This is a genomic window from Ruegeria sp. CDSA236 (assembly GCF_059611285.1).
This window is the reverse complement of record NZ_JBXWPG010000004.1, coordinates 256871-283159: the sequence shown is the minus strand read 5'-3', so window position 1 is coordinate 283159 and position 26289 is coordinate 256871. Positions and strand designations below refer to the sequence as shown.

Below are 26289 nucleotides of genomic sequence, written 5' to 3'. Positions count from 1 at the left end.
AGGTAAAGGCTTCTACCTCGGTTGCCAACGCCGTGATCGGCAGTGTTACTCTGCCGGTGTGTACCAAATCGGGGAAGAGTAAGCGCGTTCCTGATGTGTGAGCACCGCGTCTTCGGGCAATTCGGCGCCAAATCTCAGCTTATCGTAAAGAATCCAACGCGGTGTTGGAATTTCGATCGCACGTACGTAATAAAATGCGCGTGCATTTGGATCGAATTCAGGATCAGACCAAACGGTTACAAGTTCGGCAGTTCCAATCGTGTTGGTCCAACTGGCGGTTTCAACATCAACTGTGTTTCCAACCGCAGGGATCTTGCCGTTTTGGTCAGCAACACGGTTGTCCGACCACGCCACATCGTAAACCTTTTCCTGCAAGGCCCCTTCAGAATCCAGCCAACCCTTTACCACCTGCACGCGATCCAGATTGGCACCAACCGGGTCACGTAGTGCAGCGATCAGGAATGCGGGCGCACCTTCACCCTCGCGAGGTCGCAGATCCGAGCCCATCGGAACACCTTTGGTGTAGCCCACATCTGCAAGGAAGCGTGTTTCAACATCCGCGTCACTGAAACCCCAACCGCCAAAGAACCGCAGGCCGATCCGAGGTCCGGTGGTTGCATAGGTTTCGCGTCGCTTGAACGCATCGAAGATTGCAGCGCGAGTATTATCGGTCGCCCAAACTGCCGTGTATCCCGATGCGACAAGAAGGTCGCCAGGAATTTCGCCAAGGTCATTGGCGATGAAAGGATGCTTTATTCTCGTGGCCGATGGTTCAACGCTGACGGATTTTCCAAAGAAGTTGTCTTCTTCGGCAGTTGCCAGAGACGTATGGCTGTCCGTTGCGCCACCCATGCCGAACTTATATGGGTTAACGCCGAACTTTTCTTCTAACAACAAACCGCGCTTCAAAGCTTCTCGGGCGTATTCTCCAGCCAGCATGTCATCGGTTTTCAGCTCGGTTATGTCGAGGTTGCCGACGTCCCAGTTTTCGTAATCCGCGAATTCATCATCGGGGCTCAGGAAGGGGTGCGCTTCGCCGTCGCCCTTGATCTGCGTGACTTCATAGTGGGGTTCCCATTTCGCGCGGGCGGCCACATATTCCTCGTCTACCTTGCCACCGTGATAGGTGTCTTCGGTCGGGAACATCCATCCGTTCGAAAGGTTGCCGTTATGGGCGAAAGCTACCGCCCGACCGCCCGTTTTTTCTTGATAGTCTTCCAGCCACGCATATAGCGCCTTTGGGTCGGTATCACCAAAGGGTGGTTGCGTGACCGGCGGCACCATCTGAAGCGCCCTGATCGGCCCATCACGCAGCATGACGTTTCGGTGCAGGTTGAAACCCTTGGGTACAGAGGTCCATTCGAATCCGATGAACGCTGTGAAATTGCCGGGGTCGTTATGTTCTTCCGCAGCCAGAACGATTTGCTCCCATGTAAAAGCAAAAGCGTCAGCGCCCGGGCTGTAAGATTCCAGAAGAACTTCTGGCAGGGTCATTTGCGAAAAGTTGGTGATGATGTCGAACGCCGCTTTGCCGGCCTCTTCGCCACCTGCCTTGTAACCTTCGTACCATTCCAAACCTTTTGGATCGGCAAGGACGCCCGGCTTACCAGCCTGAAGGTCCGGGGCAAATCCCATCAGGTCAGTGTGATCCGTGAGAACCATCCAGTCGAGAGGCCGGGCCAGTCTTACTGGTTGACCCGTGGATGAAATGACCTGCTCACCTTTTGCAAAGCGCCAAGCTTCATCAGGTAACAGTGTGTTCCCGAAAGCACCTGCATCCAGCGAAAGTCCGGTGTGAAGATGCGAGTCTCCCCACAGCGGGCGCTCAGGGAAAGTCCGGTTCGCATATGGAGAATACGGCTGCTTTGAGAACAAGCCTTCCGCCGCTTCTTCGCTAGGAACAGCGTCGGCAAAGACCGTCGATGATGCCAGCCCCAGTGAGATAGAATAAACAAAAGCTCGAAGCATATTGACCTCCCAACTCAAGATCGCCCGGTGGTGCCGGTGACTTACATCTCAAGAATTAATATTCCTATTTCTCTATATAACATCAATTTTCCATTTGTGGGAATACTCAGCTCTTGGCTTTGTCACGATGATGCAAGTAGGAGTGTGGCTGCCGAAGTTGGTCTGAAAATGACTCGATAAGTCATAGCCTCGATTGTTGGGCTCAACATTGAGAACGGAAGCTTTGGAGAAATTGCGGATTGAATTGGCGAATGTCTATCGTGAGCCATGTATGCACTTTAGCAAAGTCGGCATAGCTGCGCTTAGATGACATTCTTGGCTATCGCGGCATGGATCATTTTGGGCTCAAACTCGACGTCGGATGCGATGCAGCATCCAGTGATATGCTGCACCGGTCAACGTCGGGCTGTCGAAGTGGGATGGAATGGCGGTTCGGAGGATCAGTCATGGAAACACCAAACTTACCCGCCATTCGCGCGCTTCGCCCAGCCTGAAACAAGGGCCGGATGGAACAGCCTGACTTCGTGACCCAAACGGCCGATCTCGCGCCCCCAATAATGCGCACTGGCGCAGGCCCCCATTGCAACCACGCAACACGGCAATTTGGCAAAGTACTCGAGGACCCGGCCCCTGCGCAGTTTCTTCTGAAGAACCGGGTGACCTGTTCTAGCCGCTCCGTGCACCTGGAACACATTCTTCGCCAAATTCAGGCCAATCTCTTCCAGTGACGCCTCCATTCAGGATGTTTGCAAACCCACAATGGCACACCGAGGCCAGCCGGGGCGTCTACACCTTCAGAACCGTTCAAGGGTCGTGTTGTGGCCAAGTCGTTGGTCCTGGGTTTGAGGTCAATGAAGTTGCGCGACGACATGATCTACGGCCCAATCACCTGTCGACGTGGCAACGGTTGGCAATGGACGGCTATACGTCATCAGATGTTTTGAGACAGATGGCGGTTTGGCTTTGTTGTGTCATCGCTCATCTGGTTTCAAGCAGTACGGATGGTGGCATTCCAGACGTCAAATAGCTCAAAACGTTTAAGAACGATGCGCTCAAATAATGATCTGGATCAAAATGTACCAGCCTCAGAACGATTATGCAGTAAACTCAGAAAAGGAATCAGAGATAGCCAGGTCAAAGCGATATGAGTCAACTGACCAGCCGACGCGCATTTTTGGGCGTCACCGCATTCCGGGAGGACAGTAATCTTGTTCGACCTCCGGGTTCGGTTGTGCCTGGTTTTGCAGATCAATGCAGTAAATGTGGCGACTGTGTCGAAGCTTGCCCCGAAAGTGTGATTGCCATTGGTCAGGATGGGTATCCGGTGTTTCAACCCACCGAGGGTCCCTGCACTTTTTGTGGGAGTTGCGCTCAATCCTGTCCCACGGATGCCCTGGACATAGAACGCCTGCAAGATTGGCCGTGGCGCGCGTCGGTCGAAGCTGCGTCCTGCCTGTCTGTCAACGGTGTCAGCTGCCGAGTGTGTCAGGATAATTGCGATCAGAACGCCATCAGCTTCAGGCTGCAAATGGGTGGCCGCGCGGATCCATCTTTAGACCTCGACGCCTGCACTGGCTGTGGGTCGTGTATGGTGTCATGCCCGGTCGATGCCGTCACATTGAAACGCAAAACCATATCTCAAACGGAAGTCAGCCAATGAATATCTGCGGATGCCTTTTACATATCGCACCAGCGCAGGCACTGGCGGCGTCCGAGGCAATGAAAGGCACGGTCGGTGTCGAAATTCACGCCGAGGCCGAAGACGGCCGTTTCGTAATTGTTGTCGAAGACACGCCGACACGCCTTGCGTCCGAGATCATCATGGACCTGCACCAGATCCCCGGGGTGATTTCTCTGACGTTAACGTACCACCATTTCGAGGACACTGCGGACAGCCATCCGCATCCCGATGCCCCAAGCCAAACCACCAGCCGGAGGCCCACGCTATGACCATATCAGAAAATCGTCGGACATTCCTCAAGGCCTCAGCGGCCGCAGCGACGGCCTCTGCCGCAGGTATTCCTCTGGCCACTGGTCAGGCCGCCGCGCAGGTGGGCACTCCTGACATTCGCTGGGACAAGGCCGCCTGCCGGTTCTGTGGCACCGGCTGTTCTGTGCTGGTAGGTACCAAGGACGGGCGTGTTGTCGCCACTCAGGGTGACCCTGACGCGCCGGTCAATCGCGGGCTGAACTGCATCAAGGGCTATTTCCTGTCCAAGATCATGTATGGCAAGGATCGCCTGACCACCCCATTGCTGCGCAAGACCAACGGCGAATATGACAAGAACGGTGAGTTTGAGCCGGTCAGTTGGGACGAAGCCTTTGACGTCATGGCTGCCAAATGGAAAGAGGCGCTGGCCAAGAAGGGCCCGACCAGTGTCGGCATGTTCGGGTCAGGCCAGTGGACGGTTTGGGAAGGCTATGCTGCTTCGAAATTGATGAAAGCCGGGTTCCGGTCCAACAATATCGACCCCAACGCGCGGCACTGTATGGCGTCCGCGGTCGTGGGCTTTATGCGTACCTTCGGAATTGACGAGCCGATGGGTTGCTATGACGACCTGGAACACGCGGATACTTTCGTGCTGTGGGGATCGAACATGGCCGAAATGCACCCGATCCTGTGGTCGCGCCTGACCGACACGCGCCTGACCAAGCCGGGATGCGAAGTGCATGTTCTATCGACATTCGAACATCGCTCGTTCGAGCTTGCCGATAATGGCCTAGTGTTTAACCCGCAGACCGATCTGGCGATCCTGAATTACATCGCCAATTACATCATTCAGAACGGCGCGGTGAACGAAGAGTTTGTCAACAAACACGTCAACATCACCAAGACCGCCACCGATATCGGTTATGGTCTGCGCGATACAAACACGCTGCAGCAAGAGGCAGAGAACCCAAACTCGGGCAAGCTCGAGACGATCAGCTTTGAAGAATACGCCGAGGCGGTCGCGCCTTATACGTTGGAATACACAGCCGAACTGTCTGGCGTGCCCGCCGATAAACTTGGGAAGCTGGCGCAACAATATGCAGACCCGAACCGCAAAGTGATGAGCTTGTGGACCATGGGCTTCAACCAGCACACCCGCGGATCGTGGGTGAATTCGCTGATGTATAATGTACACCTGCTGGTTGGTAAGATCTCAGAACCCGGCAACTCGCCTTTCTCGCTGACCGGTCAGCCCTCGGCCTGTGGAACCGCGCGTGAGGTGGGCACGTTCGCCCACCGCCTGCCTGCTGACATGGTGGTGGCAAATGACGAACACCGTCAGATTTGCGAAACCGCCTGGAATATCCCGGCAGGTACTATTCCACCTAAGCCCGGGTTCCATGCTGTCTTGCAGCACCGGAAGCTGAAGGATGGTGAACTGAATGCCTATTGGGTGCAGTGCAACAACAACATGCAAGCGGCACCCAATATCAATGAGGAAGGTTACCCGGGCTATCGCAACCCGGAAAACTTCATCGCAGTCTCTGACCCTTATCCAACGGTCACGGCTGTCTCTGCCGATTTGATCCTGCCCACCGCCATGTGGGTCGAAAAGGAAGGCGCCTATGGCAATGCGGAACGCCGTACGCAGTTCTGGCGTCAGCAGGTGAAAGCGCCAGGTGAAGCAAAATCGGACCTGTGGCAATTGATGGAGTTTTCGAAGCGCTTCACCGTTGAAGAGGTTTGGGATGAAGAGCTGCTGGCCAAGATGCCCGAACACCGCGGCAAGACGATGTATGATGTGCTTTACGCCAACGGATCGGTGGATAAGTACCCCCTAGCCGAAACTGCGGAAGGCTTTGACAACGACGAATCCGAGCATTTTGGGTTCTACGTTCAGAAAGGCCTGTTTGAGGAATATGCCGAATTTGGCCGTGGCCACGCACATGACCTTGCGCCGTTCGAAACCTATCACCAGGCGCGTGGGTTGCGCTGGCCGGTCGTAGACGGGCAAGAAACCCTTTACCGCTTCCGCGAAGGGTACGATCCGTATGTGCCCGAAGGCGCGGATGTTAAATTCTACGGTCACAAGGACGGCAAGGCAAAAATCATCTTTGCCCCCTACGAACCCGCCGCAGAAGAGCCGGACGAAGAATATGATCTGTGGCTGTCGACCGGTCGCGTGCTGGAACATTGGCATTCAGGCTCGATGACACGCAGGGTGCCGGAACTGCACCGGGCCTTCCCGTCGGCAGTTGTCTATATGCATCCACAAGACGCCAAGGATCGCGGCCTGCGCCGCGGGCAGGAAATCGTGTTGTCGACCCGCCGTGGCGAGGTCACCAGTCGGGTTGAGACACGCGGGCGCAACAAGGTGCCGCGCGGCTTGGTCTTTATGCCGTGGTTTGATGAACACCAGTTGACCAACAAGCTGACGCTGGATGCAACCTGTCCGCTGTCGAAGGAAACCGACTACAAGAAATGCGCTTGTAAGGTCGAGCGCGCGTAATCGGCACGGATCGCAAAGGTAATCCCCATGCCACTCGCCGAGACACCTCTTTCGCCGAAACGTCGCCGCTTCCTTCAGGATACGGCTCGTGCGGCAGGCGGCTGTATGGTCGCCGGATCACTGCTGGCCTGGCTGGCCCGCGACGCCCGTGCATTGTCGGCCGAGGCTTTGCGCCCCCCCGGTGCGCTGCCAGAGCGGGAGTTCTTGTCGGCCTGCATTCGCTGCGGGCTGTGTGTGCGAGACTGCCCCTATGATACCTTGAAACTGGCCGAGCTTGGGTCGGATGCCGGGGCGACGGGCACGCCATATTTTACCGCTCGCGATGTGCCTTGTGAAATGTGCGACGACATCCCTTGTGTTGCCGCCTGCCCGACCGGTGCGCTAGATCCCAAGTTGGATAACATTGACGATGCCAAAATGGGCGTCGCGGTTTTGGTCGATCAGGAAAACTGCCTGAACTTCCTGGGATTGCGGTGTGACGTTTGTTACCGTGTCTGCCCCGTGATAGACGAAGCGATCACGCTGGAAACAGCGCATAACGCCCGCTCGGGCCACCATGCGATGTTTATCCCAACCGTACATGCCGACCGCTGCACCGGCTGTGGCATGTGCGAAAAAAGCTGTGTTCTGCCAGAAGCCGCAATCAAGGTATTGCCGGCACGTCTTGCGCGGGGCAGCAGCGCGGATCATTACCGCAAAGGTTGGGAAGAAAAAGATGCCAAGGGCGCGCCGGTTGTTGAAGGCATAATCGACCTGCCCGACCGCCTGCCCGGCCCGGGGGTCGACAACCTGATCGCACCGGGTGGTTTTGAACCCGGCTATGATCTTCCAGGGGTGGGACAATGACCATCCGCACACATATGCCCATAGGCCAAGAAACCGTGGCGGTCAAAGGCTGGGTCGGCGCGCATAAATACCTGATACTGCGCCGTATCAGTCAGCTGTTCTTTCTGGTCCTGTTCCTGTTGGGACCCTGGTTCGGCATCTGGGTCGTAAAAGGTACCTTGGCAGGATCGCAGACCCTGGGTGTACTGCCGCTGACGGACCCATTCATACTATTGCAAAGCATCATCGCCGGGCATTGGCCGGCGATGACCGCTTTTATTGGCGGCTTGATCGTCGTGGTGGCCTATGCGCTGGTCGGAGGCCGCGTCTATTGCTCGTGGGTCTGTCCGATCAACCCAGTGACCGACGCCGCCAACTGGTTGCACAGGCGGTTGGATTTGCCGAAAGGTTGGCAACCTAAACGGCGCACGCGGTTGTGGATATTGGCCACCGTGCTGATCGTCTCGGGTCTCACCGGCGTGATCGCATGGGAGATTATCAACCCAATCACCATGCTGCATCGCGGACTGATCTTTGGGGCCGGTTTTGTCTGGGCCATGGTCGTTGCGATCTTTGTCTTTGATGTGCTTGTCGCCCGTCACGGCTGGTGCGGCCACATATGCCCGGTCGGTGCGTTTTATGGCCTGATCGGCACCAAAAGCCTGTTACGGGTCAGCGCGGTTAACCGCTCGGCCTGTGACGATTGCATGGCTTGCTACGCCGTCTGCCCCGAAAACCACATCATTTCGCCCGCGCTGAAGGGCAAGCCGGGTGCCACGCCGCTGATCCTGTCAACCGACTGCTCAAACTGCGGTCGCTGTATCGATGTCTGTGCAGTTGATGTCTTCAAATTTACTCACCGGTTCGACGACCAAGTCGCCGCACCTTCCGATCCAGTTCCCGCGCCTGAACCGAGCGTAGCCAGACCTATTTAAGGGAGTGCCGAGATGAACAAGCCAATCCTCACAGGTGTCGTCGCCCTGATCCCCGTTATATTCCTGAGCGGGTTCGTCCTTGCGCAATCTGCGCCGGTGCAAACCCTGCGTGGCGCCGAGGTGGATGAACCCATTCCGTTGGACCGGATTCACAAGAACGTGGAAGGACGGATGCAGCGCAACTATCGCCAGCAACCACCGCTTGTCCCCCACTCGATCGAGCAATACCAGATTGACGTGCGCACCAATCAATGCCTGTCCTGCCATGACTGGACCAAAGCCGGGGAACGCAATGCGCCGACCCTGTCGATGACCCATTATCTGGATCGTGACGGCAATGAGTTGGATCACATCGCCGGGACCCGTTATTTCTGCAACCAGTGCCACGTGCCTCAGGCAGATGCGCCTGCGTTGGTCGACAACGTGTTTGAACCCTCGTCCGGCAATTAATCCAACGCATGTCTGAAAGGAGCACCAAGATGGCAGACTCCCCCGAAAACCGCGGTTGGATCCGCCGCCTCTGGAACGCGATCTGGACCCCGGCTGTTATGTTCAGCTCGGGCTTTCTGATCCTCGCCGGGTTTCTGGCCGGTATTCTGTTCTGGGGTGGGTTCCACTGGACATTGGAACTGACCAATACCGAGGAATTCTGTACCTCGTGCCACACGATGGAAACCAATCTGGGCGAATACCGCGAGACGATCCACTATAACAACCACTCCGGTGTCCGCGCGATCTGTTCTGACTGCCACGTGCCACATGAATGGAACCACAAGATCAAGGCCAAAATCATGGCTGTTAAAGATGTCTATCACGAGCTTGCCGGAACCATCAGCACGCCTGAGAAATACGAAGCGCATCGGCTAAGTATGGCTTCGGCGGTCTGGAAAAAGATGAAGGCCTCTGATAGCCGCGAGTGCCGCAACTGCCATAACTTTGACTATATGGATTTCACCATTCAAGAAGCACGCGCTGCATCGGAACATCAGCGGGCAATTGACAACAACATGACCTGCATCGACTGCCACCAAGGCATCGCACACAGCCTGCCGCAGGGTTATCAGGAAGAATACCAGAAAATCACCGATGCGTTGGCTAATAAATCTGCAGGTAACTTGCAACAACAGGTTGCTGACGGCAGCACAGAAATCCGGTCATACCTGACCATACAGTCGGACTGAAAAGGGGTAAGTTATGCTGGAACTTCTGGGAACAATCGGAGGCAACATCATCGGCCTTCCAGGCATTCTGGGCATTGCGCTTGGCATGATGACGCGCCGCCTCTGGTTGGGGGCCATGATGGGCGGTTTGATCGGCATTGTTGGGACGCTGCTGTTTGCCCATTGGGACTTTGCCAATGTTGCAACGACCGAACTTCTGATCGCCATTGTTGTGGGTCTGTGTGCTGGAACACTGGGTTCTGCGATCCGTATCAAAGGGGCAACGGTCTAACAGAAAGACCGGAGCGTGCTGGGCAATGGCGGCTTAGTGATTGGTCCTTTACCCGACGCTCTGGGGTAGATAGCGGCTAGGTGCAGAAGGGATCTGATGGAATGGACATCCCCTGATTTCTCATCTGATAAGATTTGGAGATGGAAGCCGTCAGAACCATCGAGCAATCCGTGCCGAGGGACCATTGCTCGCGTTGGTGTAGATTTTCAGCTGCAGCCCACGCGCCACTGGAGCATTCGACCACGCCTTGCAATGGACCGGTATTACGACATCTAGCTGCAATAAAATAGATATCATATCAAACCCTTAAAGATAGTGTTTCAGCCAAATTGATTCAGGCAAGTAGGCCTCAATGAGTCCACTGCAGATTGATTCCATATCTTATTGCGCACAATGGCGCCCCTAAGCGCGTAATCCTAGGAACCATGATTGGCCTGGCAAGATCCGGGCTCTGCTTGTACTACTCCCACCATTTTGTACTGCGCAAAAAAACAACCTGTTCTGGCGCAAAAAGTAACAGCGCAGCCCGCACCGCCGCACTTGTTTTAGGGCCAGCAGGATTTGGACAAGCCAAACGCCTCTGGCCATCTGGGGTGAGACGCTGCCTTTCCCCTCGGGCAACCCTATTAGACAACACCGTGTCCTCGGCTGCGCCTGCGGGCCGCACCACTATTGTCGAATAGCATTGCCTCGCCTCCATCCGCGTTCGCCACTTGGCAGATCAGCAGGAACAGCCGCCTTCGTTGTCTGATCTGCAAATCAGCCCTGATTTTCCCAAATGGGAAATCAGGATCAATGAAATCGGTCTTAGTGCTGGATGAAGGAAGTGAACCGAAAATTGCATGGTTCTGCCACCAGCGACAGCTAAGCTATTGATTTTGAATCAACTGGATTTTCTGAAACGCACAAGTTTTACCATTTACGACTCAAAGTATTGCCATCAAATCAGAGTAGTCAGAGTGCCTCCACCAGTCTTCAGTGCGACTTCTATAGGTGAGGCACCTATCTTTGATCGACTCCCACCAAATCGGAATAGGAACGCTCGCCGCGAGTGATTTGTCGTTTGAGGATGTTCTTTGCAGCTTTTACTTTACCCTCGCTCAGAAGCGCCGTGATCGCTTGATGCTCCTGGAACGACTTCTTCGTTCGATCAGAACGCTTGGACAGATGAGTCCGCATGGTTTGGACGATGTCGCCGACTTTTTGGTAACCATCACTCAAATAGCTGTTTTTGCAGTACCTGAAAAAGGCGTGGTGAAATTCTGCATCTAGTTCCAAGTACTGCTCGAATTCATCTGCTTCCCGCGCTTCAGACATCTTCGATACAGTATCTGCAAGTTCATCAAGCAGAGCGTTACCATTTTCTTTGACTGCCTGCTCCATAGCAGCAGCTTCGAGGATGAGTCTGTATTGGCAAAGCTGCACCACATCCTCTTGAGAAAGAGAGAATACAAAAGCTCCTCGATGAGGAAAGATCTGAACGAGCCCCTGAAGATTCAAAGCCGATAGCGCTTCGCGAATCGGAGTTTTGCTGATGCCCATGGCATTTGACAGCTTCACTTCCGGCAACGATTCACCCAATTGAAACGTGCCATTGATAATGCCTTTTCGGATGTGCTCTTCAGCAGTTTTACTCAACGAATCCGGTCGCTTAATCTGCAAAATCTCGGTCATTTTCACTTCGTCCTATTTCGTCTCTCTAACACAATAGCACATGTACGCTTGATTTCTATATTATATCTGATATCTCAGATAATAGATATAAAATAACCAAATCCGTGGGAGGATACCTTGTTCAAGAAATCAACATTGGCGCTTGGCGTCGTCATGTCAGCCGGGCTTGCTTTTGCAGCATCCGCTGAAACAGTCATTAAGGTTGGGCACGGCGCAGCAGAAGCGTTTCATATGCATCGCGCGCTACTGAAATTTGAAGAACTGGTCGAAGCTGGCTCGAATGGTGAGATCGACGTACAGATTTTCCCCTCGTCGCAGATGGGCCCGGACCGCGAGATGATCGAAGGTGTTCAAACCGGTGTTCTTGAAATGGCCATTCCCCCGTCTTCGTTCTTCGCAGGTTGGGATCCGGCCTTTGCAGTGATCGAACTTCCCTACATGTATGCTTCCAAAGACATCGCCTTTGATGTTCTTGATGGTGAGGCCGGTGAAGGCATGCTTGCACGTGTCGAAAACCAGGGATTGGTCGGTCTTGGCTGGCTTGAATTGGGAGTACGCAATGTGACCAACAATGTCCGCCCAGTTGCAACCCCCGCAGATCTCGAGGGTGTCAAGCTGCGCACGATGAAAGTTCCAGCACATGTGGCAACCTTCGAAACTCTCGGCGCCAACCCAACGCCGATGAACTTTGGCGAGGTTTATTCTGCCCTCCAGCAAGGCGTGATCGACGGGCAGGAAAACCCCCTGGCGATCATTACTTCGCAGCGTTTTTACGAAGTGCAGAAATACCTTTCGACCACGGGCCATGTCTTTGCGGTCTACATGCCGGTCGTCTCCAAGCCATTTTTTGACTCGCTGCCTGCGGAGCATCAGCAACTAATCCGGGACTCGATGGCTGCCGCACGTGACTATCAGGCTGAACTGGTCGCCAGCGAAGATGCGGAGCAGTTGGAACAGATCCGTGCCGCTGGTGTCGAGATTCTGGAGCTGACTGCAGAGCAGAGACAAGCCTTTGCCGACAAAACAGAAAGCGTTCGTCTTCAATATCGCGACGAAGTTGGCGCCGAAGCCTACGACGCTTGGGTCGCGGCGGTGTCCGCAGCAAGCGGAAGCTGACCCACGGTTTACTCAGCCAATCCGGGCACCCGTGCCAAGCAGGTTCGGGCGCCCCTTTCGTTCAAGGGGAGGTGAACGATGTCGGTGATCAAATGGATCGATATGAACGCGGAAAAGGTCCTAGCCAGTGCGCTACTAGCCGCGATTGTCGTGTTGATTTTTGGCAACGTGTTCATGCGCTACATCATGAATGCCTCTCTTTCATGGGGAGAAGAGCTAACGCTTTGGCTGTTTGTCTGGTTCGTCTGGCTTGGCGTCAGCTATGCCTTCCACACCGGCGATCATGTGCGCATTACAGTCCTGCGCGATGTCCTGAGCGAGCGGGCAAGGCTATACGCGGATGTTGTGATCGCGCTTCTTGTCCTTGGATTCCTGATCGTTCTGACAATTGAATCTATCAAGCTGATCCGGCAACCCTTTGTGGCCAGCCAAACCTCAGTTGTTTTGGGGCTGCCAATCCCGATCCTGTATGCCTCAGCGCCGGTCGGTGCAGGCTTATCCGCGATCCGCGTCACTCAACATTTGATCCGAACCCTGCGTCTGATCGCAGGAACCAAAGCGTGAGGAACCCGGCATGCTTGCAACAACGCTTTTCCTGACGCTTTTCGCTCTTCTGCTCTTCAGCGTACCAATTGGCATCTGCCTAGGTCTTGCGACCATGACCGTAATGGTCTTCGTGGATGGCACGCCACCCATGGTTTTGCTGGCACGATCAGTGGTGACAGGCGCGGACTCGTTTCCCCTGATAGCTGTTCCTCTATTCATTCTGGCAGGCGACCTGATGCAGCACGGTGGAATGTCGCGCCGTCTGGTTGGGTTCGCCAATGCACTGATAGGTCATATCCGGGGCGGGCTGGCTTATGTGAACGTGCTCGCCTGTGTGTTCTTTGCCGCCATATCCGGGTCGTCCCCTGCAACCGTCGCCGCCATCGGATCAAACATGATCCCCGAGATGGAAAAGGTCGGCTATACGCGCAAATTCAGCGGCGCATTGACGGCGTCCTCGGGGATGATCGGCGTGATGATCCCTCCAAGCATCCCCTTCATCATCTATGGCGTTACTGCTGAGGTTTCGATCGGCAAGCTGTTCCTTGCGGGTGTTGTTCCCGGCATCCTCTTTGCCCTCATGTTCATGTTGGTCGCCCGTGTCCTGCTGCGAAAGGATGAGGTTGTTCAGCAATCGACAACCACGTTCTCAGGCCCGGGTGTTTGGCAGAGCTTCCGGTCTTCGATCTGGGCACTTCTGGTGCCTGTAATCATCCTCGGCGGCATCTACAGCGGTATCTTCACCCCGACCGAAGCCGGTGCGGTGGCCGTGGTTTATGCCGCCTTCATCGGCATCGTCGTCTATGGCGACATCACCCTGAAGGACCTGCCAGAGGTTTTGGCGGGCAGTGCAAAGACGAGCGGCACAATTCTGATATTGGTGATCATGGCGACCGCCTTTGGCAGACTGATCACGCTTGCAAGAATCCCGACAGAACTCGCCACAACGATCACCAGCCTGTCCGACAATCCGATCATTATTCTGTTGTTGATCAATCTGCTTTTGCTGGTGATCGGCATGTTCATGGAGACGATATCGTCGATCATCATCATGACGCCGATCCTGTTGCCGGTTGCAACCGCGCTGGGTGTCGATCCGATCGTCTTTGGCGTCATTCTGACGGTCAATCTGGCCATCGGATTCTGCACGCCACCTTTGGGCGTAAACCTGTTCGTGGCCAGCAGCATTTCAAAGGTTTCCATCGAAAGCCTCAGCCGGGCAATCCTGCCATTCTTTGCCGGCATGCTGATACTGTTGATGTTCATCACCTATGTGCCGGCAATTTCCCTAGCCTTGCCATCCCTTTGGTGACCGGCTGCGGCGCTTCAAACGTTAGACAACAAAACCAGAGGACCCGGATGGATCTGGACCTATCCCACCCGTCGATAGAAGACCTTCGGAAAACCGCGCGAAAGCGCATCCCGAAGTTTGCCTTCGAATACCTCGACAGCGCGACCGGCCGGGAGCTGGGGTTGAAGGTCAACCGGGACGCACTTGATGCCATCGGATTCATGCCGCGTGTTCTATGCGGCCGAACAAAGGCCGATCTGCAGACTACACTGATGGATAAAACATATGATCTGCCTTTCGGAATAGCGCCTGTGGGCATGTCCGGCCTGATGTGGGCGGGTGCAGAGCGGATGCTTGCAAAGGCGGCGGTCGCTCACAACATTCCGTTTTCGTTGTCCAGCGTGGCAGTAGCATCGCCGGAAGATGTGGCGCCCCACATTGGCCACAATGGATGGTTTCAGCATTACCCGGTGAACTCCGGTGAATTGCGCCGCGCCATGCTGCCGAGGATTAAGGCAGCGGGATTTCATACGCTGATTATCACGGTGGACGTTCCAGAAGAGAGTCGGCGCGAACGACAACGCCGCGCCAATCTGACGGTGCCTCCAAAAGCTGACTTACGCACTCTGTTAGAAATGGCTTCACGTCCCGCATGGTGCCTCGCACATCTGCGCGAGGGCATCATGCCACGTATGCGGTTCTTTGACGATTATGTCCCCACACGCGGGCGCGAAAGCTTTACCCACGCGGGCGCCTTGATCCGTGGGATTCCGGATTGGGAGTACCTGCGCGAGTTACGACAGGAGTGGGAAGGCAATTTGATCGTCAAGGGTGTCCTGCGGCCTGAAGATGCTCAAAAAATGGTAACCGAGGGCGTGGACTGCATTTGGGTATCCAACCACTCTGGGCGGCAATTCGAAGCCGGGCCCGCCGTGATTGATCAATTGCCGGGTATTCGCGAAGCGGTCGGTACAGACATGCCACTTATCTACGATTCCGGCATTGCCTGGGGGTTGGACATAATGCGCGCCCTGGCGAAAGGTGCAGATTTCGTCATGGTCGGACGCGCCTTTCAATATGCTGTCGCAGCGTTTGGAGCGCGAGGGGTCGACCATCTCGTTCACATCCTGAAAGCAGACATTGAGGCCAATATGAGTCAGTTGGGCGCTGAAAACCTCGACAACTTGGCCGAGCACCTTCTCAAGAGTGGCTAATCACCCTTCGCTAAGCACCGCGTATCACACACACCCGCTCGTCGCCTCGTCAAGCAATCCATTAACGATCAGATCCGCAGTTGAACGCGAACAAGCCATCGGCAGGTTATAGACCGTCGCCAGGCGGGTCAGAGCTTTAACATCAACATCGTGCGGCATTGGTGACAAAGGGTCGACAAAGAAAATCAATGCATCCAGTTTCTCTTCACAGATCATAGCGCCGATCTGTTGATCACCCCCGAGCGGTCCACTTTTCAGGCAAGTCACATTCAGCTCTGGAAAGGCCTCTTTTAGTCGACCGCCGGTTGTCCCTGTCGAAAAGATTTGCACGCCGAACAGGCGAGACTGTTGTAGACCCACCCATTCAACGATTTCGTCCTTTCGCGCATCATGAGCCACTAGCGCGAAACGCGGCGCATCACCGGATGAATTGTTCAACGTAGTCTTCTCCAAGTCCTACTTCCGCAAAGTGTTTTCGGCACAGATCAATCTTGGTAAAGACATCTTCGTAGCCAGTAACCTTGCCCCACGGATCAACATAGCACATCACGCCATTGACCTGAAAATATGTGACCATCTCTTCGACATCGTCCGGGACGACCAAAGTATGCGTCTCACCCGGCGGCTCAAAGACATAACCCCCTTCTTCCGCCACCCAATCGTGTTCCAGGTAATGCCAACGCCCTTTCAAGACAAAGCCGTGGACAGGTTGCGGATGGCGGTGCCGTGAAAGAACACCAGCTTTGCGCACTTTGAGAAGGTTCATCCAATAGCCTTGCGAGCGGTTCAGACAGAGCGGCCGGAACCAGACGTTTTCAGCCTGCGGAACCCATAGCCTGTCGTCTTCGCTCATCGCGTTCGGGATCACGATCTCTTCTTGCGCATCCTTGGGGAACGGCAATTGATAAGGCATTCGGGCGGTGTCGTCGTCATTCATTGATATTCCTCACATAGCGAGATAGCCGCCATCGACCGGATAGATCGATCCGGTCACAAAGCTGGCATTTTCACTTAAAAGCCATTGCACAAGCGCGCCGACCTCTTCGGGTTTTCCCCAGCGTTTCATCGGCGTGCGCGCCATGATTCCGGCTGTTCGCGCGGAATCTTCCCGCAGACCTTGGGTCATCTCTGTTTCGATCCACCCCGGCGCGATGGCGTTGACCCGGATGCCGTCTTCGGCCCAGCGACCTGCAAGCGCCTTGGTTAATTGTGCAACGCCGCCCTTGGAAGCGGAATAGGCTGGAACCAAAGGCCCACCAAAGATGCTGAGCATGGAGGCGGTATTGACGATGGCCCCATCTGTTTCCGCCAGCAAAGGATGTACGGCGAGGCAGCAGCGCATCGTACCGGTCAAGTTCACATCAAGCACCTTGGCAAATACGTCGATGTTGTATTCTTCTTCACGCATAAGAATACCTGCGCAGTTCACCAAAGCATCAAGACGCGTAAGATCGCTAAACACCGTATCGACGGAGACCTGATCAGTCACATCCAGGGTCTGTACCTTGATCCCGTTCTGGGGCACGAACGCATCCAACTCGGATTGGGACGCAGATGCAGCGATGACGGACCAGCCTGCCTCAGCCAGCGATCGCGCGACACCCGCACCGATCCCTCGTGTACCGCCCGTAACAAGGGCCTGTTTCATCCAAGTTCCTCCAATACACTGGTGAAGGCGCGCGCGCGCCTGTCGATATCATCCAATGTATAGCTCGGTTTGAACAGTGCGGAGCCCAGCCCATATCCATCTGCACCCGCAGCATGATACGACGCCATCGTATCCGGCGTTATGCCACCTACCGCAGCGACGACTGCGTCTGCAGGCAATACGGCGCGCATAGCCGCTATGGCAGCGGGGGGCACCATTTCCGCCGGAAAGAATTTGAGCACCGAGGCTCCGATTTCCAATGCCGCAAAGGCCTCGGACGGGGTCATGACGCCCGGACACCAAATCAGACCCCGTGCGACAGCCGCGCGCCCGACGTCCGGATTCATATTGGGTGATACGATGATGCGCCCGCCCGCATCTGCGGCCGCCGCGACCTGATCCGTGGTCAACACTGTGCCAGCGCCGACTATGGCTTGAGCGCCATGTTTCGCAACGATCTGCGATATCGAGTCCAGCGAGTCCGGTGAGTTGAGCGGCACTTCAATAATCCGAAACCCGGCATTGAAGAGCACATCAGACACCGGGCGCGCATTTTCTGGTGCCAGCCCCCGCAAAATCGCAATCAGCGGATTTGCCGCAAGCGCTGCAGTAAGGTCAATCATCCGAGTAACCCCGCAGCGCGTGCGATCAGGAAATGCCCCTTTGCCACTATATCAACTGGCGCGCGACGACTTTCGAAACCGGCTATTCGAAGAGCAATTTCGTAGCGGTCTGACAAATCGCTACGTCCTACAACAGTGATTGTCCCAACTTCGTTCAATTCACCCGTTGCAGCAGCTACTTCGGTACCGATCAACAAACCTGACATGTAGTCAGCCGTTGCAACCTTTGGAATTTTGCCCATGAGAGGAAGAGTCCGGACATGGAAAAGGCTGTGCAGCAGGTTCGACGTTCCATCGAGGCCGGCTTTTACACCCATTGTGAACGCCTCCTCACTGAAGGTATCGTCCTTCATCAATGTCCCGAGGATTGTGTGCCCTTTCAGCGCAGAGAAGATCTCACCCGTCATGTAAGTCGAAAAATCCACGATTTTCCCGCCTGCAACCTGAACCCATTTGCTGTGAGTTCCCGGCATCACAAACGTACCTTCGCTTAAGCCCAGCGAAGAGGCCCCAATGATCTGGGTTTCTTCGCCGCGCATGACGTCCGGACATCCGGCATGTTCGGTCGAAGCACCCGTTACAAAGTGAATGCGTGCTCCACTGGTTGCGTCATGAGGGACCAGAGCCCGTGCAAGACCGCCCGCGCCGAGCGGCATTTCGGCATAGCGCGTTTCAACCCAGCCATTGCGGCTGGTAATCATGCCAGATGCCAGGATAGGCAGGTTTGCCTTGGCAACCCAAGGGCCGATAAGACGATCAAGAACCGACTCAAAGGTTTGACCCGCAACCTGCATTATGCCTTCAGGCGACGAGACCCCGTCGATCACCTCGCCCTCTGCTCCAATGAGAAAAGCACGGAACGATGAAGTGCCCCAATCGACGCCGATCAGCGCTGGCTCAGATGCGACCGAATTCATTCAGCAGATCCTCGACGGTTTTGCCTTGGGCCACCCATTTACGGGTTTCCTCCTCACGGTCAGCTTGCTCTTGAGCAAGGCGCACGGTTTCTTCGGCGATTTCCTGTGGAATCACGACGACACCCATCAGATCAGCTACGATGAAATCGCCAGGATTCACGACGACGCCTCCGCAGGCAATTGGCACATTGATCGAAAGCTCTTCTTTACGTTCTGAGAACATCGTGTGCGTCCCACGCGGCGTGATCGCACGCGTCCAGATTGGCCAGTTGATGTCTTCCAGTTCGTCTGTGTCGCGCCCGGTGCCATCAACGATCATGCCGCGGATGCCACGGTTCTTGGCGAGACCGCCCATTAAACCGCCGCAAACTGACGTTTGACGATCACCACCCGCGTCCACGACGATCACATCCCCGGGTTGTCCCATTTCAAGCGCTTTCAAAGGGTCCACCAGATCGCCTTTTGAAAGCTGAACCGTCACGGCTTGGCCTGTCACCTTGGCGCGGAAAGCTGGCTTGATGGCGCTATCCATCACACCAGTTCGGTATTGCACATCCGCGAAAATGGCTGCGGCAGAGTACGCCTCTAACACCTTGTCGAATTTCTTGAGCAGTTCCGGGCTTCTTTCAAAATCATTGAAAACCCTAAGGTCCGTGCTGACTTCTGGCATTCTATTCTCCTATTATGCGGTAGATACAGCCAATGCGTCAGCATTGACGGTGTAGTCGGGTTTTTGCCCTGTCAGGACCTTGGCCACTTGCGTGGCCGCGGTGACCCGCGCTGCGTGTATGGATTCCTCGGAATAGTAGGCTGAATGCGGCGTCACGAGGACGTTGGGCAATGTGAACAGCGGGTTGTCATTGGGCGTCCAATTTGCACGCTTGGCGGGTTCTTCTTCGGGGTCGTCGAGCCCCGCTGCGGCCAGACGACCCTCTGTCAGCGCCCGGAACAGCGCCTTGTTGTCAACTGTGGGCCCGCGCCCGGTGTTCACAAGTATCGCGCCCGGTTTCATGGCGGAGAATTCGGCGTCAGACAGAAAGTGATGCGTATCCGGCGTCATCGGTGCCTGCATCAGGACATAGTCAGATCGTGCCAGCAACTCGGGTTTGCTCACCAACTCGACCCCAAACTTCGCGGCTACTTCTCGGGGTAAAAACGGATCAAATGCAATGACGGTAACCCCGAAGGATTGCGCCCGCGCGACGATGGCTTGCCCGATTTTACCCAGCGAAACAACACCCATCGTGCGTCCGCGCAGACGGTAAACAGGCTGCCCACTTTGCCATTTCCAAACCCCCGCATGCGTGGCCCGATCATAGTCCGGCAGCTTGCGAGCCAAGGTGAGCCAAAGGGCAATCGCGTGATCGGCGACTTCCTCGGTACAGTAGTTTTGCACGTTGGTGACCAGAATGCCTTTGTCCGTCGCCGTGCCGACATCAACGATATCCACGCCAACACCATATCGCGCGATGACCTCGCACTTTTGCATCCGCGTGATTGTTTCTTTCCCGATCCGAGCGTATTGATTCATCATCGCAGCGCAATGCGGCGCGACATCGAACAGGTCTTCCTGACGCTTGGCCTGAAGCGCGATCACTTCGGCACCGGCGGCTTCCAGGATTTCCTTCTCAACGGAGACGTCACCAAAATCGTAATCGGTGATCACGACCTTGGGTTTGTCCGTTTTAGGAGCAATGCTAGCGAGATCAGTCATAGGCACCCGCCGAATAGGTCAATTCGTACGAGTGACTGTAGAGCTCAAAGATATTCCCAAACGGATCTTCCATATAGACCATGCGATAGGGCTTTTCGCCGGGGTAATACTTACGCACCTGTTCCATGCGCTGGCGGCCCCCCAGATCTTCAATGATCTTGATGCGACCTTCCAAATCCTCGTCCTGCACGCAGAAATGGAACAAGCCTCGCCGCCAGTATTCAAACGGGCGCTCCTCTTCGACAGTTTTCGGGAATTCGAACAACTCGATGCCGACACCATCCCCCATCGACAAATGGGCGATGCGAAAACTTCCCCAGCCTTCTCCGAACACATCATCGCACATCTGACCGATGGCGCTTTCGTCGTGTAGTACTTCGGTTGGCTCCATCAACACGTAGAGACCAAATGCTTTGGAATAGAACTCCACGGCTTTTTCCAGGTCTGGAACCGTGATGCCGATATGAGAGAATGTAAGAGCGGCCATGGCAGGCTCCTTCTGTTAGCAGTTAAAGAATGTTACGTACGATGCCGCCTTCGATCCGGTGCGCAGAACCATTGGAGGCAGTGCTGGCCGAGATTGTGACGATCATGCGGGCGACCTCGTCTGGCTGGACGAAGCGTTGAATAAGGGAGGTTGGCTCATCCGATTTGAAGTAATTGTCGACGATCGTGTCGAGCGGATCACCTTTTTGATCGGCGAGGCCGTCAAAGTAGGCCTCGACACCTTCGGTCCAGGTTGGACCGGGCAGGATTGAGTTAACCCGGACTTTCGTCCCTTTTGTCAACTCTGCCATGCCACGCGTGAGACCTAACATGGCAGTTTTAGTAACGGAGTAATGCACCATCTGGGGTAGAGGTTTGACCGCTGCTTCGCTGGCCATGTTTATGATGGACCCTTCCCCCCGGCGTAGCATCTCGGGCAGGAAAATCCGGCTCATCCGAACGGCGGACAGGACGTTGATGTTGAAGTAATGCATCCAGTCGTCATCGGTCAGATCCTCAAACGGTTTGACCGAAAAGATGCCGACATTGTTGACCAGCACATCAACTGTACCGCGCGCTTGCGCGAAATCCGCCAGAGTATCCGCATCAGCGGTTTTTGTTAGGTCGGCCGCAATGCCTTCAACCTCGCCCAGAGATGACAGGTCATCGACGCAGGCGGACACTTCCGCCTCGGTTAGGCCATGCACGATGACCCGGGCGCCTTCTTCCAGGTAAAGCCGGGCAGTGGCTTTGCCGATACCGGAACCTGAACCGGTCACCAGGACCAGCTTATCCTTGAGACCTAGATCCATCTCAAGCCTCCTTCTTAACGTTTGATGATTGCTGCGATGACGAGCGGCCGAACATGCGCCCCATCAACGTAGAGATTTCCGCGCGCCACATATCTATTCCAACGGCCATCAAGATGATCAGGCCCAGCACGATGTTCTGAACAGAAGATGGTGCGGCGTTCAGGTTCAGACCATTCTGGACGATAACGATTGTCATCGCTCCCATCAGCGTGGCGAGGATGTTGCCACGCCCGCCTGCAAGACTGGCGCCCCCAACTACAGCAGCAGCAATGGCCTGCAGTTCCAGCGTCTGGCCATAGTTGGGCGAACCCGAGTTGAGGCGTGCTGACATCAGGATGGCCCCGACAGCCGTCATGAAACCCGCGATGACAAATGTCGTGGTCTGAACCTTACGGACGTTGATGCCCGTCAGAACGGCAGCGGCTGGGTTGCCACCCACGGCATAGATCTCGCGGCCGAGTTTTGTGAAGTTCATCGTGAACGCGGCAAGGGCATAGAAGAACACGAGGTAGAAGAACGGCAACGGAACGCCGAACAGCTTACCGTAAAAGATCGGCTCTAGCGCTGGATCCAGCGAAAAGATCGGCGAGCCGTTGTTGAAGGTCAGCGCAAGGCCTCGAAAGGCAATCAATGCCGCCAGTGTGGTGATGAACGACGGAATGCGCCCGTAGGCGGTTATCAATCCGATGAAAAGACCGAGCAACCCGCCAATAAAGAGAATGAGTGGCAGCGCCAAAACCAACGGAATACCGATGAATTTCAACAACTGCGCAAGGATCATGGTTAGCAAGGCCACCATCGACCCTGAACTCAGGTCAATGCCCGCCGCGAAAATCACGATGGTAGATCCAATTGCGATCAACGCCACAATGCTCACCTGCAAGGACAGGTTCGACAGGTTGCCTGGGTTCAGAAAGCGCTCTGTCGTAAGGGCGACAATCAGGGCGACGATCACCATGGCTGCAAATGGCCCAATCAATTGAGTGTCAAAAATCCGCTTCATGCGAAAGCCTCCTCAGGCTTGGAATGGGGAATGTCGGCGGAAGCGCGCACTAGATCGTCATGAGTAAGCTCAGATGCATCGACCGTGCGCGCGATTGTGCCATGTTGTACAACGGCAATCCGGTCACTCATCGCCAGCAGCTCGTCATGGTCCGAACTGATCAGGATGATCGATTTTCCCGCACGGGTGAGCCTGTTGATCAGCTTGTAGACGGCGATCTTGGCGCCAATATCGATCCCCTGTGTCGGCTCATCGAGGATCAGGATGTCCGAGGCAGAGAACAGCCAGCGCGCGATCACGATCTTCTGCTGATTGCCACCAGACAGGAAATTGACCGTTTTTTCTTCGGCCTGGGTCGAGATTTCTAGATCGCGGATCAGATCATGGGTGGCTTGATCTTCCACCTTAAGGTTCAAGACTCCGAACCGGCTTAGCTCGCCTAAAGACGCTGCAGTGACGTTCCCGCTTGCGCGGAAGTTGAAGAACAACCCGTCAAACTTGCGGTTTTCCGGAACGAGGGCCAATCCAGCACGGATCGCATCGATTTCCCGGCGGAAGTGAACCGGTTTGCCGTTCAGCGTTACTTGCCCGGCAATCAATTCGTCGGTCCCGAACAGCGCGCGCGCAATTTCTGTGCGGCCACTGCCCAAGACGCCACCCAAGCCTAAAACCTCGCCTCGGCACAGTGAAAACGAAACATCTTTCACACCTGATTTTGTGGCCAGACCGGACGCCTCCAGCACAATATCATCGGTGGCGTTCTGCTCTTTGGGATAATGCTCACCAATGTCTTCACCAACCATGGCGCTGACAATCTCAGAGACAGTGATCTTGGTCTCACCACTTGCGCGCACAACGCATCCGTTGCGTAAGATCGTCACTTCATCGACGATCCGCTCAACCTCATCCAGCCTATGAGAAACATAGAGGATGGCGGTGCCGCGTTCGCGCATATTTCGCAAAAGCTGGTGCAGGCGCTCAATCTCATCTTCGCCCAATGCCGCAGTTGGCTCATCAAGGATGATCATGCGGGCATCCATCGCGATGGCTTTCGCGATCTCGACCAACTGTTGCTCGCCTACCGACAGCGTACCGGTGATAGTTTCGGGTGAAACATCGACATCCATTTCCGCCAACACGCGGGCGGCTTCATCGTAGACCCTGGCCCAATCGATCACACCAAAGCGAGACCGAGGCATATTGCCAAGGAAGATGTTTTCGCCAACCGATAAGGTCGGCACGATCGAGAATTCCTGAAAAACTGTCGCGATGCCCAAATCGCGCGCCGCCTGCGGGTCGCTGATTGTGACAGACTTTCCATTGTACAGGATTTGGCCGCTATCTGGTTGCTGTACGCCGGACAAGGTTTTGATCATCGTGGACTTGCCACAGCCGTTTTCGCCCAGCAGCCCATGAATGGAACCGGGCATAAGCCGGATGCAGACCTTGTCGTTCGCCAAGACGCCGGGATAGGCCTTGGTAATATCGACAAACTCCCAAAGGGGCGTTGCGGGTGTCATTGCGATTGCCTCGACAAAAATGAAATTCGGCTGGTTTGCAACCCGGCAGCACGCACGCGCGCCACCGGGATGCGGGGAGATGGCTCAGTATTCTTTGGACGGTTGTGGGAAGAGCTTTTCAGGCTCTTGCAGCACACTGATCGCGCCATCCTTGTCCTCAATCGATGTGGGCGTTTCGATCCAGCCACCGGGATAAGACCCGTTAAGCGCATCAATAGTGGCGTGCATTGCCGCTTTACCCATCAGGAATGGTGAAGTGTTGACGGTTGCCGTGATGTTGCCCGCCGCGATCTCTTCAAGGCCGGACGTGTCGCCATCATTGCCCAATAGAACGATGTCATTACGGCCGAGTGCTTTCGCAGCAAAGGATGCTCCAATGATCATGTAGTCATTCGCAGCAAAGATCATGTCGAGATCGGGGTTCGACTGCAGGATATCCATGCCAGCTGTGTTGCCGCCTTCGACGTTCCATTTGCCATCGATGGATACAACGACTTCAAAGTTGTCGTTGCCCTCAATTCCGTCGAGAAAGCCACCGACCCGCTCGGTTGAGTGATACCCTGGCTGCCCTTCGATGATGCCGACCTTCAATGGTTGATCGCCATAGGTCTCGATGGCCCAATCAGCGATGGCCTGAGTACCATTGCGCTGAGAATACCCGACCACACCGTGGATTGGAGTCGGAAAGTTCGGGATGTCCGAGTTGATCATCAAAACAGCCATGCCCTTGTCAACGGCCTGCTTAAGTAGCGGCGCCGCAGCAAATTCATCATGCGTTCCAAAGATGATCGCATCCACATCCTGTGTCAGTACATCCTGGATCATACCCATCTGACCGTTGATATCCGCGCCAGACTGAGGCGCGAGCATGAAGACTTCGACCCCGGCCTCCGCAGCGACCGCTTTGATGCCCTCACCAATGGCGATGTAGTAGTTGAACTCGGTAGCCGGTGGCATATACGCGATCCGGAACGTGTCATTCTTGGGTTCAATCGCATCAATCGCAGCCTGTGCCCCGTCCTGCAACGGCACCGGTGTCGGATAGTTCTCGGCCATTGCGACCGTTGCCAGCGTGACGAACCCCGCGGCAAGCGTAGTGCTCATAAGCGTTTTCAACATTGTTTTCTCCTCCAGAAATTCGTTGGTTATCCGTTGAACGGCGTGTCGATCACGCCACGAATGCCGGGTTTCACGGCGAAGAGACCGCCGGATTCCGGTTCTTTTGATAAAGCGGCTTCGTCACTCATTAACCGCGATGTCGTGATGAAAAGCGTGTCCAGGTCTGGACCGCCGAATGCGCAACAGGTGGGCTTCCAGACCGGCACCTCAATCACGCGATTGATCGTGCCGTCGGGTGCAACGCGCACAACGCGATGGCCTTCCCATTCAGCATTCCAGACGCCGCCTTCTGCATCCACGCAGGACCCATCGGGCAGACCGGGTTCATCCTCGAAAGAAACATGCATCCGACGGTTCGAAACAGATCCACTATCAGTGTCGTAGTCGAACGCCACGATTTCCCGATCCGGGGTATCGGCAAAGAACATTGTAGATCCATCCGCCGTGAAGCAGGTCGAATTGGCGCAAGACACCCCTTCGATGATTGTGCGCACGTTCAGATCCGTGTCGACGCAAATAACCGACGAATCGGCATTACCCGAGACTTCGTTCATCCCACCGACAATCAACCGCCCCTGACGATCAGTCCGCCCGTCATTCAACCGCGTCTCCGCGTTATTCGACTCGAATCGGGTGACGAGGGATTCTTCTTTCATGGCTTGATCGAGCAAAACGACACGATCTGCATAAGCAACGATCAGCCCTCCAGAGATCCGCGGAGCAAAGCAACACACGCGTTCCGGCATCTTATGAGACGTGCTTTTCAAAGCTACAGGATCAAATGACCAAAGCGCGCTGCCTTCGATGTCGGTCCACCAGACAAGCCCATCGATGGGGTTCCAGAAAATCCCTTCCCCGTGCTGGTTCTTGCAGTCGACCACCAACTCTGCGCGCAATTTTTTGACCTCCACTATCGCTTTCTGATATCTGATATACCAGCTTGCCTAATCTGGTGTATCAGATATCTTGCATCTGGCAACACCTTTT

The 26289-nt window shown here is 55.2% G+C and carries 28 protein-coding genes and 1 pseudogene; 13 read left to right on the top strand and 16 right to left on the bottom strand.

Annotated elements, in window-relative coordinates; translation table 11 throughout:
- Window positions 1–45: 45 nt before the first annotated feature.
- On the bottom strand, window positions 46–1968 hold the full coding sequence (locus AC2FLB_RS09285; protein WP_142640387.1) for a DUF3604 domain-containing protein: 1923 nt from the start codon (window positions 1966–1968) through the stop codon (window positions 46–48).
- Window positions 1969–2444: 476 nt separating this feature from the next.
- A pseudogene (locus AC2FLB_RS09280) lies at window positions 2445–2705 on the bottom strand (IS110 family transposase); the annotation flags it as partial.
- A 5-nt stretch (window positions 2706–2710) separates the two neighbouring features.
- Here AC2FLB_RS09280 and AC2FLB_RS09275 point away from each other — a divergent pair.
- The 9 genes from AC2FLB_RS09275 (at window position 2711) to AC2FLB_RS09235 (ending at window position 9619) form a co-directional block, all read left to right on the top strand.
- Window positions 2711–2995 carry a transposase gene (locus tag AC2FLB_RS09275; protein ID WP_425595932.1) on the top strand — a complete coding sequence of 95 codons (285 nt, stop codon included), beginning with the start codon at window positions 2711–2713 and terminating at the stop codon, window positions 2993–2995.
- Window positions 2996–3112: 117 nt separating this feature from the next.
- The gene (gene napF / locus AC2FLB_RS09270) at window positions 3113–3628 is read left to right on the top strand and encodes a ferredoxin-type protein NapF (protein ID WP_496702283.1); all 516 of its coding nucleotides are present in this window, start codon (window positions 3113–3115) and stop codon (window positions 3626–3628) included.
- Complete coding sequence (locus AC2FLB_RS09265) at window positions 3625–3918, top strand: chaperone NapD (protein WP_282027935.1); 294 nt, start codon at window positions 3625–3627, stop codon at window positions 3916–3918. Before napF ends, AC2FLB_RS09265 begins: the two co-directional genes overlap by 4 nt.
- Window positions 3915–6407: a nitrate reductase catalytic subunit NapA gene (gene napA, locus AC2FLB_RS09260; protein ID WP_496709120.1), complete on the top strand. Its 2493-nt coding sequence runs from the start codon at window positions 3915–3917 to the stop codon at window positions 6405–6407. Before AC2FLB_RS09265 ends, napA begins: the two co-directional genes overlap by 4 nt.
- Before the next feature lie 27 nt (window positions 6408–6434).
- Window positions 6435–7253: a ferredoxin-type protein NapG gene (gene napG, locus AC2FLB_RS09255; protein ID WP_496709119.1), complete on the top strand. Its 819-nt coding sequence runs from the start codon at window positions 6435–6437 to the stop codon at window positions 7251–7253.
- Entirely contained in the window at window positions 7250–8167 is a 918-nt protein-coding gene (gene napH / locus AC2FLB_RS09250) for a quinol dehydrogenase ferredoxin subunit NapH (RefSeq protein WP_496709118.1), read from the top strand. Before napG ends, napH begins: the two co-directional genes overlap by 4 nt.
- Before the next feature lie 12 nt (window positions 8168–8179).
- On the top strand, window positions 8180–8617 hold the full coding sequence (locus AC2FLB_RS09245; RefSeq protein WP_496702553.1) for a nitrate reductase cytochrome c-type subunit: 438 nt from the start codon (window positions 8180–8182) through the stop codon (window positions 8615–8617).
- A 29-nt stretch (window positions 8618–8646) separates the two neighbouring features.
- Window positions 8647–9348: a NapC/NirT family cytochrome c gene (locus AC2FLB_RS09240; RefSeq protein WP_496702551.1), complete on the top strand. Its 702-nt coding sequence runs from the start codon at window positions 8647–8649 to the stop codon at window positions 9346–9348.
- A 13-nt stretch (window positions 9349–9361) separates the two neighbouring features.
- A complete protein-coding gene (locus AC2FLB_RS09235; RefSeq protein WP_496691457.1) occupies window positions 9362–9619 on the top strand; it encodes a hypothetical protein in 258 nt (85 codons plus the stop codon).
- A 1002-nt stretch (window positions 9620–10621) separates the two neighbouring features.
- On the opposite strand, the gene AC2FLB_RS09230 is transcribed toward AC2FLB_RS09235, so the two are convergent.
- Window positions 10622–11293, bottom strand: coding sequence for a GntR family transcriptional regulator (locus AC2FLB_RS09230; RefSeq protein ID WP_496691456.1), 672 nt, complete (start codon window positions 11291–11293; stop codon window positions 10622–10624).
- Between the two features lie 117 nt (window positions 11294–11410).
- Between AC2FLB_RS09230 and AC2FLB_RS09225 the strand changes: the two genes are divergently transcribed.
- From AC2FLB_RS09225 to AC2FLB_RS09210, 4 genes are all read left to right on the top strand, one after another.
- Window positions 11411–12409 carry a TRAP transporter substrate-binding protein gene (locus tag AC2FLB_RS09225; RefSeq protein ID WP_496691455.1) on the top strand — a complete coding sequence of 333 codons (999 nt, stop codon included), beginning with the start codon at window positions 11411–11413 and terminating at the stop codon, window positions 12407–12409.
- A 78-nt stretch (window positions 12410–12487) separates the two neighbouring features.
- Window positions 12488–12973, top strand: coding sequence for a TRAP transporter small permease (locus tag AC2FLB_RS09220; RefSeq protein ID WP_496691454.1), 486 nt, complete (start codon window positions 12488–12490; stop codon window positions 12971–12973).
- Window positions 12974–12983: 10 nt separating this feature from the next.
- Window positions 12984–14267 carry a TRAP transporter large permease gene (locus AC2FLB_RS09215; protein WP_496702296.1) on the top strand — a complete coding sequence of 428 codons (1284 nt, stop codon included), beginning with the start codon at window positions 12984–12986 and terminating at the stop codon, window positions 14265–14267.
- A 47-nt stretch (window positions 14268–14314) separates the two neighbouring features.
- A complete protein-coding gene (locus tag AC2FLB_RS09210; protein ID WP_496709117.1) occupies window positions 14315–15460 on the top strand; it encodes an alpha-hydroxy acid oxidase in 1146 nt (381 codons plus the stop codon).
- Window positions 15461–15484: 24 nt separating this feature from the next.
- Here AC2FLB_RS09210 and AC2FLB_RS09205 read toward each other — a convergent pair whose 3' ends face one another.
- The 13 genes from AC2FLB_RS09205 to AC2FLB_RS09145 form a co-directional block, all read right to left on the bottom strand.
- A complete protein-coding gene (locus AC2FLB_RS09205; RefSeq protein WP_496691451.1) occupies window positions 15485–15898 on the bottom strand; it encodes a methylglyoxal synthase in 414 nt (137 codons plus the stop codon).
- Complete coding sequence (locus tag AC2FLB_RS09200; RefSeq protein WP_050606110.1) at window positions 15879–16397, bottom strand: 2,4'-dihydroxyacetophenone dioxygenase family protein; 519 nt, start codon at window positions 16395–16397, stop codon at window positions 15879–15881. The genes AC2FLB_RS09205 and AC2FLB_RS09200 overlap by 20 nt, the downstream gene beginning before the upstream one ends.
- A 9-nt stretch (window positions 16398–16406) precedes the next feature.
- The gene (locus tag AC2FLB_RS09195) at window positions 16407–17108 is read right to left on the bottom strand and encodes an SDR family NAD(P)-dependent oxidoreductase (protein WP_496691449.1); all 702 of its coding nucleotides are present in this window, start codon (window positions 17106–17108) and stop codon (window positions 16407–16409) included.
- Complete coding sequence (locus AC2FLB_RS09190) at window positions 17105–17731, bottom strand: 2-dehydro-3-deoxy-6-phosphogalactonate aldolase (RefSeq protein ID WP_496709116.1); 627 nt, start codon at window positions 17729–17731, stop codon at window positions 17105–17107. The genes AC2FLB_RS09195 and AC2FLB_RS09190 overlap by 4 nt, the downstream gene beginning before the upstream one ends.
- Complete coding sequence (locus AC2FLB_RS09185; RefSeq protein WP_496709115.1) at window positions 17728–18648, bottom strand: 2-dehydro-3-deoxygalactonokinase; 921 nt, start codon at window positions 18646–18648, stop codon at window positions 17728–17730. The genes AC2FLB_RS09190 and AC2FLB_RS09185 overlap by 4 nt, the downstream gene beginning before the upstream one ends.
- Window positions 18629–19318 carry an RraA family protein gene (locus AC2FLB_RS09180; RefSeq protein WP_496691446.1) on the bottom strand — a complete coding sequence of 230 codons (690 nt, stop codon included), beginning with the start codon at window positions 19316–19318 and terminating at the stop codon, window positions 18629–18631. Before AC2FLB_RS09180 ends, AC2FLB_RS09185 begins: the two co-directional genes overlap by 20 nt.
- 12 nt (window positions 19319–19330) lie before the next feature.
- Window positions 19331–20362, bottom strand: coding sequence for a C-terminal binding protein (locus AC2FLB_RS09175; RefSeq protein WP_496709114.1), 1032 nt, complete (start codon window positions 20360–20362; stop codon window positions 19331–19333).
- Window positions 20355–20849, bottom strand: a complete 495-nt coding sequence (locus AC2FLB_RS09170) for a lactoylglutathione lyase family protein (protein WP_496702311.1) — start codon at window positions 20847–20849, stop codon at window positions 20355–20357. The genes AC2FLB_RS09175 and AC2FLB_RS09170 overlap by 8 nt, the downstream gene beginning before the upstream one ends.
- A 22-nt stretch (window positions 20850–20871) precedes the next feature.
- Window positions 20872–21660, bottom strand: a complete 789-nt coding sequence (locus tag AC2FLB_RS09165) for an SDR family NAD(P)-dependent oxidoreductase (RefSeq protein ID WP_496709113.1) — start codon at window positions 21658–21660, stop codon at window positions 20872–20874.
- 1 nt (window position 21661) lies between these two features.
- Window positions 21662–22663, bottom strand: coding sequence for an ABC transporter permease (locus tag AC2FLB_RS09160; protein ID WP_496709112.1), 1002 nt, complete (start codon window positions 22661–22663; stop codon window positions 21662–21664).
- The gene (locus AC2FLB_RS09155) at window positions 22660–24183 is read right to left on the bottom strand and encodes a sugar ABC transporter ATP-binding protein (RefSeq protein WP_496709111.1); all 1524 of its coding nucleotides are present in this window, start codon (window positions 24181–24183) and stop codon (window positions 22660–22662) included. Before AC2FLB_RS09155 ends, AC2FLB_RS09160 begins: the two co-directional genes overlap by 4 nt.
- Window positions 24184–24267: 84 nt before the next feature.
- The gene (locus AC2FLB_RS09150; RefSeq protein WP_058276292.1) at window positions 24268–25302 is read right to left on the bottom strand and encodes a sugar ABC transporter substrate-binding protein; all 1035 of its coding nucleotides are present in this window, start codon (window positions 25300–25302) and stop codon (window positions 24268–24270) included.
- A gap of 26 nt (window positions 25303–25328) precedes the next feature.
- Window positions 25329–26213, bottom strand: coding sequence for an SMP-30/gluconolactonase/LRE family protein (locus tag AC2FLB_RS09145; RefSeq protein WP_496709110.1), 885 nt, complete (start codon window positions 26211–26213; stop codon window positions 25329–25331).
- Window positions 26214–26289: the final 76 nt, after the last annotated feature.

What these genes read in the sequence shown, in the direction of transcription:
- AC2FLB_RS09285 (WP_142640387.1), bottom strand. Translation starts at nt 1,968, where the DNA reads ATGCTTCGAGCTTTTGTTTATTCTATCTCACTGGGGCTGGCATCATCG.
- AC2FLB_RS09275 (WP_425595932.1), top strand. Translation starts at nt 2,711, where the DNA reads ATGTTTGCAAACCCACAATGGCACACCGAGGCCAGCCGGGGCGTCTAC.
- napF (WP_496702283.1), top strand. Translation starts at nt 3,113, where the DNA reads ATGAGTCAACTGACCAGCCGACGCGCATTTTTGGGCGTCACCGCATTC.
- AC2FLB_RS09265 (WP_282027935.1), top strand. Translation starts at nt 3,625, where the DNA reads ATGAATATCTGCGGATGCCTTTTACATATCGCACCAGCGCAGGCACTG.
- napA (WP_496709120.1), top strand. Translation starts at nt 3,915, where the DNA reads ATGACCATATCAGAAAATCGTCGGACATTCCTCAAGGCCTCAGCGGCC.
- napG (WP_496709119.1), top strand. Translation starts at nt 6,435, where the DNA reads ATGCCACTCGCCGAGACACCTCTTTCGCCGAAACGTCGCCGCTTCCTT.
- napH (WP_496709118.1), top strand. Translation starts at nt 7,250, where the DNA reads ATGACCATCCGCACACATATGCCCATAGGCCAAGAAACCGTGGCGGTC.
- AC2FLB_RS09245 (WP_496702553.1), top strand. Translation starts at nt 8,180, where the DNA reads ATGAACAAGCCAATCCTCACAGGTGTCGTCGCCCTGATCCCCGTTATA.
- AC2FLB_RS09240 (WP_496702551.1), top strand. Translation starts at nt 8,647, where the DNA reads ATGGCAGACTCCCCCGAAAACCGCGGTTGGATCCGCCGCCTCTGGAAC.
- AC2FLB_RS09235 (WP_496691457.1), top strand. Translation starts at nt 9,362, where the DNA reads ATGCTGGAACTTCTGGGAACAATCGGAGGCAACATCATCGGCCTTCCA.
- AC2FLB_RS09230 (WP_496691456.1), bottom strand. Translation starts at nt 11,293, where the DNA reads ATGACCGAGATTTTGCAGATTAAGCGACCGGATTCGTTGAGTAAAACT.
- AC2FLB_RS09220 (WP_496691454.1), top strand. Translation starts at nt 12,488, where the DNA reads ATGTCGGTGATCAAATGGATCGATATGAACGCGGAAAAGGTCCTAGCC.
- AC2FLB_RS09215 (WP_496702296.1), top strand. Translation starts at nt 12,984, where the DNA reads ATGCTTGCAACAACGCTTTTCCTGACGCTTTTCGCTCTTCTGCTCTTC.
- AC2FLB_RS09210 (WP_496709117.1), top strand. Translation starts at nt 14,315, where the DNA reads ATGGATCTGGACCTATCCCACCCGTCGATAGAAGACCTTCGGAAAACC.
- AC2FLB_RS09200 (WP_050606110.1), bottom strand. Translation starts at nt 16,397, where the DNA reads ATGAATGACGACGACACCGCCCGAATGCCTTATCAATTGCCGTTCCCC.
- AC2FLB_RS09195 (WP_496691449.1), bottom strand. Translation starts at nt 17,108, where the DNA reads ATGAAACAGGCCCTTGTTACGGGCGGTACACGAGGGATCGGTGCGGGT.
- AC2FLB_RS09190 (WP_496709116.1), bottom strand. Translation starts at nt 17,731, where the DNA reads ATGATTGACCTTACTGCAGCGCTTGCGGCAAATCCGCTGATTGCGATT.
- AC2FLB_RS09185 (WP_496709115.1), bottom strand. Translation starts at nt 18,648, where the DNA reads ATGAATTCGGTCGCATCTGAGCCAGCGCTGATCGGCGTCGATTGGGGC.
- AC2FLB_RS09180 (WP_496691446.1), bottom strand. Translation starts at nt 19,318, where the DNA reads ATGCCAGAAGTCAGCACGGACCTTAGGGTTTTCAATGATTTTGAAAGA.
- AC2FLB_RS09175 (WP_496709114.1), bottom strand. Translation starts at nt 20,362, where the DNA reads ATGACTGATCTCGCTAGCATTGCTCCTAAAACGGACAAACCCAAGGTC.
- AC2FLB_RS09170 (WP_496702311.1), bottom strand. Translation starts at nt 20,849, where the DNA reads ATGGCCGCTCTTACATTCTCTCATATCGGCATCACGGTTCCAGACCTG.
- AC2FLB_RS09165 (WP_496709113.1), bottom strand. Translation starts at nt 21,660, where the DNA reads ATGGATCTAGGTCTCAAGGATAAGCTGGTCCTGGTGACCGGTTCAGGT.
- AC2FLB_RS09160 (WP_496709112.1), bottom strand. Translation starts at nt 22,663, where the DNA reads ATGAAGCGGATTTTTGACACTCAATTGATTGGGCCATTTGCAGCCATG.
- AC2FLB_RS09155 (WP_496709111.1), bottom strand. Translation starts at nt 24,183, where the DNA reads ATGACACCCGCAACGCCCCTTTGGGAGTTTGTCGATATTACCAAGGCC.
- AC2FLB_RS09150 (WP_058276292.1), bottom strand. Translation starts at nt 25,302, where the DNA reads ATGTTGAAAACGCTTATGAGCACTACGCTTGCCGCGGGGTTCGTCACG.